Annotated in this window: 8 protein-coding genes; 7 read left to right on the top strand and 1 reads right to left on the bottom strand. The window is 44.8% G+C overall.

All coding sequences use genetic code 11. The features are described from left to right. Positions 1 to 182 (bottom strand): helix-turn-helix domain-containing protein (locus PN470_RS20025; RefSeq protein WP_272104988.1); only part of this gene is annotated, 182 nt, incomplete at its 3' end. A gap of 90 nt (positions 183 to 272) precedes the next feature. Between PN470_RS20025 and PN470_RS20020 the strand changes: the two genes are divergently transcribed. From PN470_RS20020 to PN470_RS19990, 7 genes are all read left to right on the top strand, one after another. After that, entirely contained in the window at positions 273 to 1841 is a 1569-nt protein-coding gene (locus tag PN470_RS20020; RefSeq protein ID WP_272104987.1) for a YcjF family protein, read from the top strand. Between the two features lie 80 nt (positions 1842 to 1921). After that, a complete protein-coding gene (gene yqeK / locus PN470_RS20015; protein ID WP_103111788.1) occupies positions 1922 to 2518 on the top strand; it encodes a bis(5'-nucleosyl)-tetraphosphatase (symmetrical) YqeK in 597 nt (198 codons plus the stop codon). Positions 2519 to 2573: 55 nt separating this feature from the next. Beyond that, a complete protein-coding gene (gene rsfS, locus PN470_RS20010) occupies positions 2574 to 2978 on the top strand; it encodes a ribosome silencing factor (RefSeq protein WP_002739249.1) in 405 nt (134 codons plus the stop codon). A gap of 5 nt (positions 2979 to 2983) precedes the next feature. Further along, on the top strand, positions 2984 to 3487 hold the full coding sequence (locus PN470_RS20005) for a CGLD27 family protein (RefSeq protein WP_271938221.1): 504 nt from the start codon (positions 2984 to 2986) through the stop codon (positions 3485 to 3487). Positions 3488 to 3509: 22 nt separating this feature from the next. Continuing rightward, entirely contained in the window at positions 3510 to 4463 is a 954-nt protein-coding gene (locus PN470_RS20000; protein WP_002778057.1) for an asparaginase, read from the top strand. 142 nt (positions 4464 to 4605) lie between these two features. Beyond that, positions 4606 to 5436 carry a 4-hydroxy-tetrahydrodipicolinate reductase gene (gene dapB, locus PN470_RS19995; RefSeq protein ID WP_002739420.1) on the top strand — a complete coding sequence of 277 codons (831 nt, stop codon included), beginning with the start codon at positions 4606 to 4608 and terminating at the stop codon, positions 5434 to 5436. Between the two features lie 151 nt (positions 5437 to 5587). Continuing rightward, a partial coding sequence (locus PN470_RS19990; protein WP_272104989.1) for a DUF2887 domain-containing protein occupies positions 5588 to 5675 on the top strand: 88 nt, incomplete at its 3' end.

Here is a 5675-nt window from a genome sequence, read left to right as displayed (position 1 = left end):
TTCCAATCGGTTAGCATTGAAGAAGTTTCAGCATATCCTACTCTTTCTTGTCTTTCATACCATGCTTGTGTTCGTTCGTGGAGAGCTTTATTGTAAACTAATCTTACACAGCCCAATGTGCGCCGCAATAGCGACTCTTGTTCTGGTGTCGGGTAAAATCGAAACGAATAGGCTTTTTCCATGCCTCACATTCTAGAATATATCGTCTAAATGCGCTAGTATTTAACGGTAAAGCCGCCGTAAAACGGCGGGGTTTCAGACCCAAATTTTCGATGAAATTACCCCGTCTTGCCGCTTTAATCATTGGTCTGAGCTTTATTTTCGGATTAATGTTGTGGTTAGTCAACTCTATCTATCGTCTTTACAGAGATATCGTTTTTCTCGCTCCCCTACTAGCCAATATTCTGCTTTTACTGATTATCGGACTGCTGGGCTTGCTGATCTACATTCTTTTGTACTATTTTTATCTGCTGCCCCAGCAGCAAAAAAGTCGCCGCGGGTTGCGTTCTTCCTCCCGTCCACCCCTAAAATTACCAGTAGAAAAAACCGAGGCCGCCGGGGAAACCTTAAAAGCTATCCGGCAACAAGTGGAGCAAATTCAAGATAAAGTAACCCAACAGGTTTTTATTAAGCGTTCCCAAGAAATTGAGCGAAGTTTAGTCAGAAAAGAAGTTAAAATCATTGTTTTCGGCACGGGATCGGCGGGAAAAACCTCCCTAATTAACGCCCTCATCGGTCAAATGGTGGGCAATGTGGAGGCAACCATGGGAACCACGGAAAAAGGGGAAACCTATAGTTTAAAAATGAAAGGTGTGAATCGGGAAATTCAAATTACCGACACTCCCGGCATTCTTGAAATTGGTGCAGCTGGAGGTCAAAGGGAACAGTTAGCGCGACAATTAGCCACGGAAGCAGATTTACTTTTATTTGTCATCGATAACGATATTCGACAATCGGAATACGGCCCTTTATTGCGTTTAATTGATATTGGTAAACGTTCTCTCTTAGTCTTTAATAAAATCGATCTCTATAGCGACGAAGATCGAGACATTATTTTAAAACAATTACGAGAACGTCTTAAAGGAGTTGTCCTTTCAGCCGATATTATTGCCGTCGCCGCTAATCCCCAACCAGTACAGTTAACCAGTGGACAAATCATCACACCAGAACCAGATATTTTAGCTTTAATTAAACGTTTAGCTTCAGTTTTACGGGCCGAAGGGGAGGATTTAGTGGCGGATAATATCCTCTTACAATCCCAAAGATTAGGGGAAGAAGCCAGGAAAATTATTGATCGCCAACGTCGTCGCCAAGCTGATAAAATTATCGATCGCTATCAGTGGATCGGTGCGGGAGTGATTGCCGTGACTCCCTTACCAGTGTTCGATCTGTTAGCAACGGCGGCGGTTAATGCTCAAATGGTCAGAGAAATTGGTCAAGTTTATGGCTGTGAAATTAACAGCGATCGAGGCAAGGAATTGGCTGTATCTTTGGGTAAAACTCTAGTTAGTTTGGGAGTAGTGAAAGGAGCAGTAGAATTATTAGCCAGAATCCTACAATTAAATTTTACTACCTATATAGTCGGTAAGGCAATTCAAGGGGTCAGTGCCGCCTATTTAACCCGCATTGCTGGCAAAAGTTTTATTGAATATTTCCGTCAGGATCAAGACTGGGGTGACGGTGGTATGACGGAAGTGGTACAAAGACAATTTCAACTCAGTCGCAAGGAAGAATTTATTAAGTCTTTTGTGGCCGATGCGATCGGTAAAGTGGTACAACCTTTTCAGGATGATTGGCAGCAAGAAGAAGTTTTAGAAGCTAGTCGCGAGGATGATTGGTAAAGATCGAACCCAGGAGTGATAGGCAAAATTGTATAGTAATTGTTACAATCGTTTTGGGGTTCCGCAAGGGCAAAAAAAAGATGCGACAGCAAGTTATCGACTGGTTAAAAGAAAACGTCAACGAACACCGTCTGCGACATATTCTCGGTGTGGAGACCATGTGTATTGATTTAGCTCGTCATCACGATCTCGATCCCGTCCAAGCAGGGCAAGCGGGATTACTACACGATCTAGCTAAATTTTTCAAGCCCAAAAAACTGCTAAAAATGGCAGAATCGGCGGGAATAGAGGTGGATAATATCTGTTTATCCCATCCCCACTTGCTCCACGCCGACGTGAGCGCAATTGTCGCCCAAAAAGAATTTAACGTTACCGATGAGGAAATTCTCGAAGCGATTCGCAATCATACCCTCGGTAAACCCAATATGAGCGATCTTAGCTGTATAGTCTTTATTGCCGATGCCTTGGAACCCAATCGCGGCGATACACCCGAATTAAACGCCCTACGACAACTCAGCTATCAAAATCTCCATAAAAGCGTTCAACAAACCTGCGATTATTCCCTAAAATATCTTTTAAGTAGCCATTGTCCCATTCATCCCCGCACCGTGCTAACCCGCAACTGGGCGTTACAAATTGTTAAAGAACAACTAACGGAAACTAAAACCATTGATTAACATAATCTCAAGACTCCCTTACAACCACCTCAGCCAAAGGATAACCACAACCTGAATGACCAATCCCACTGGAATTATTACCCCCGTCGCCGAAAATCTCAAGACCGAAAATTTTCTAGAGACAATTGTTACCGCTGCCGAAGACAAGAAAGCAGGGGACATCGCCATCCTGAAAGTCGCCGATATCTGTTATTTAACCGATTATTTTCTGATTATTACCGGCTATTCTACCACCCAAGTGCGAGCGATCGAGGATGCGATCGAAGCCGCTATGGAACTAGAATGGCAACAATCCCCCCGACAAGTGGAAGGAAAAAGCGAGGGTAGCTGGATCCTGATGGATTATGGCGATATCATTGTCCATATCTTTTTACCAAAAGAGCGAGAATTTTATAATTTAGAAGCATTTTGGGGTCATGCTCAACGGATTCCTCTACCTAGCGACCATTTGGAGGAGTAGAATCCATGAAATCCTCCCTTGATTTCTGTCCCGTCCCGGAAGAACAGCAACCGGTTAACGAGTACGAACAATTAAAAGAATCTTGGTTTTTCCGTTGGGCAACGCTAGATGTAACCTCTTATACAAAAAAAATTGTCTGGTTATGGTTGTGGACATGGTTAATTGTCGGACCGATTGCCGCCGCTAGTTTTCCCCTTAAAAAAGCCCCTTTTCTCTTCTTCTGCGCGGGGATTTTTGGCTCGACAATTTTGGTAGGATTGGTGTTATTGCGCTTGTATCTAGGCTGGATCTACGTCTATGACCGCTTACAATCAGAGAAAGTATTTTATGAAGAGTCGGGCTGGTATGATGGCCAAATCTGGACAAAAACCGCCGCTATTTTAACCCGCGATCGTTTAATCGTCTCCTATCAAATCCAGCCCATTCTCCGCCGTTTACAAAAAACCGCCCTGATTTTAGGGGCAATTGTCGCTATCAGTGGTCTTTTCTGGCTATTTTTCACTCACTAACCGCAACCAATCACCAATCTGAATGAATAGGGTAAAACGTTCACCAACCCACCGCTTAGAAATTCATCTCCTCCGGGAAGGTATTATTGAATCGGTCCATCATGTCGAGGCCGCTATTTGCGATGACCGCGGCCGGGTATTATCCACCGCCGGCAGTGCCGAAACTAGCGCCTTTATTCGTTCGGCCCTAAAACCTTTTCAAGCACTGGCTGTCATCAGTACCGGCACCCTCGAACGCTACGATCTCAACGATAAGGATCTAGCCATTATCTGTAGTTCTCACCAAGGCACAGTGGAACACGCCCGTCAAGTCTTTAATATTCTCTGGCGTGCCGATATCGATCCCAACGCCCTGCAATGTCCCCTCCCGTCCGGTAAACGCAGTCGCCTTCAGTACAATTGTTCTGGTAAACACGCTGGAATGTTAGCAGTGTGTCAACAGCGTGGCTGGCCGTTAAATAGCTATCTGCGGCGTTCTAGTCAGATACAGAAGCTAATTTTAAGCAAAATTGCCGAATTATTGGGGATGCCGGGAGATGAATTAATCAGCGCCCACGATGACTGCGGTGCGCCCACCTATTCAATGCAGTTGGGGCAAATGGCCCATCTCTACGCCCAGTTAGCCTCTGGCAACCGTTTAGACTTAGAAAGAATCGTCCGGGCGATGACCTATCATCCCCGCATGGTAGCAGGAGAAGGGGCTTTTGATACGGAATTAATGCAGGTTAGCCAAGGGGAAATCGTCAGTAAAGCCGGGGCTGAAGGGATTCAATGTATTGGGCGCGTCGGTGAAGGTTTAGGATTAGCAATAAAAGCTTTAGATGGTTCCAAACGGGCTAAATATGCCGCCGCTTTGCAAATTCTCAAACAGTTAGGCTGGATTACTCCCAATGTGGCCGAATCTCTCTCGGAAAAATTCCTCAAAATCGGCAGTTATACCCGCTTGGAAGTGGTGGGAGAAATGGCTTTATTATAAGTAGTGGGTTGACCAAGGGTAACACATCAAAAAGTTTTTTTTGGTGTATTAGGGCAGTATTTATATCTTGATTTTTTTCCCTAAAAAACGTTATTACCCATTTACAATCTATAATCGCCATACATAAGGAGAATAATTAACTATGACCGAAAATAGAAACCCGATTCCCGTGGTTGTCAACGGTGCAGCCGGCAAAATGGGACGGGAAGTCATTAAAGCCGTTGCTCGTGCCGACGATATGATCCTAGTGGGTGCAGTGGATCGAAATCCAGCTTTTCGAGGTCAGGATGTGGGAGAAGTGGCCGGTTGTGAACCCCTAGAAGTGCCGATTCTCGACGATTTACAGAGTGTTTTAGTCCTGGCAACTCAGGAAAAAGTGCAGGGGGTGATGGTGGATTTTACCCATCCCGACGGTGTTTATGACAATACCCGCAGTGCGATCGCCTATGGAGTGCGTCCGGTGGTGGGAACTACGGGATTATCGGCGGCACAACTGCAAGATTTAGCCGAATTTGCCGAAAAAGCCAGCACCGGCTGTTTAGTTATCCCCAATTTTTCCATTGGCATGGTTTTACTACAACAGGCTGCCGTGCAAGCATCTCGCTACTTTGATCATGTAGAAATTATCGAACTGCATCACAATCAAAAAGCAGACGCACCCAGTGGCACAGCGATTAAAACCGCCGAATTACTGGCAGAATTGGGTAAAATCTTTAATCCTGCTCAAGTTTCCGAAAAAGAAACCATCCCCGGCGCTAGAGGCGGTTTAACTGCCGAGAACATCCGTATTCATAGCGTCCGTTTACCCGGTTTAATTGCCCACCAAGAAGTCATTTTCGGTTCCCCCGGAGAAATCTATACCCTTCGTCATGATACCAGCGATCGCTCCTGTTATATGCCGGGGGTTCTCCTTTCTATCCGCAAAGTTACTCAGCTGCAATCCCTCGTTTACGGTTTAGAAAAAATCCTCTAAATCGAGATATTTGAGAGGAAGGAGAGGAAAAGGGCAAAGAAGAGAAATCTCGACAAATTGCCCTAAAAATGCTATCTGCTGGCTTTCCTATACCCAAACTTTAGACTTAGAGATTGAACAAGTACCACAAGTCATTGAGGGACAAAATTGAGTGAAAACGGACAGTATTTTCTATCGTCTCTTTGAGACTTTTCCCGAAAGTTTCTTTGATTTGCTCAATCTTCCCCCAGAAACCGTCA

Source organism: Microcystis sp. CS-574 (assembly GCF_028329095.1).
Classification (GTDB): Bacteria; Cyanobacteriota; Cyanobacteriia; order Cyanobacteriales; family Microcystaceae; genus Microcystis; species Microcystis ichthyoblabe_A.
Note: the sequence above shows the minus strand (reverse complement) of the source record. Positions and strands in the feature narration are given on the sequence as shown.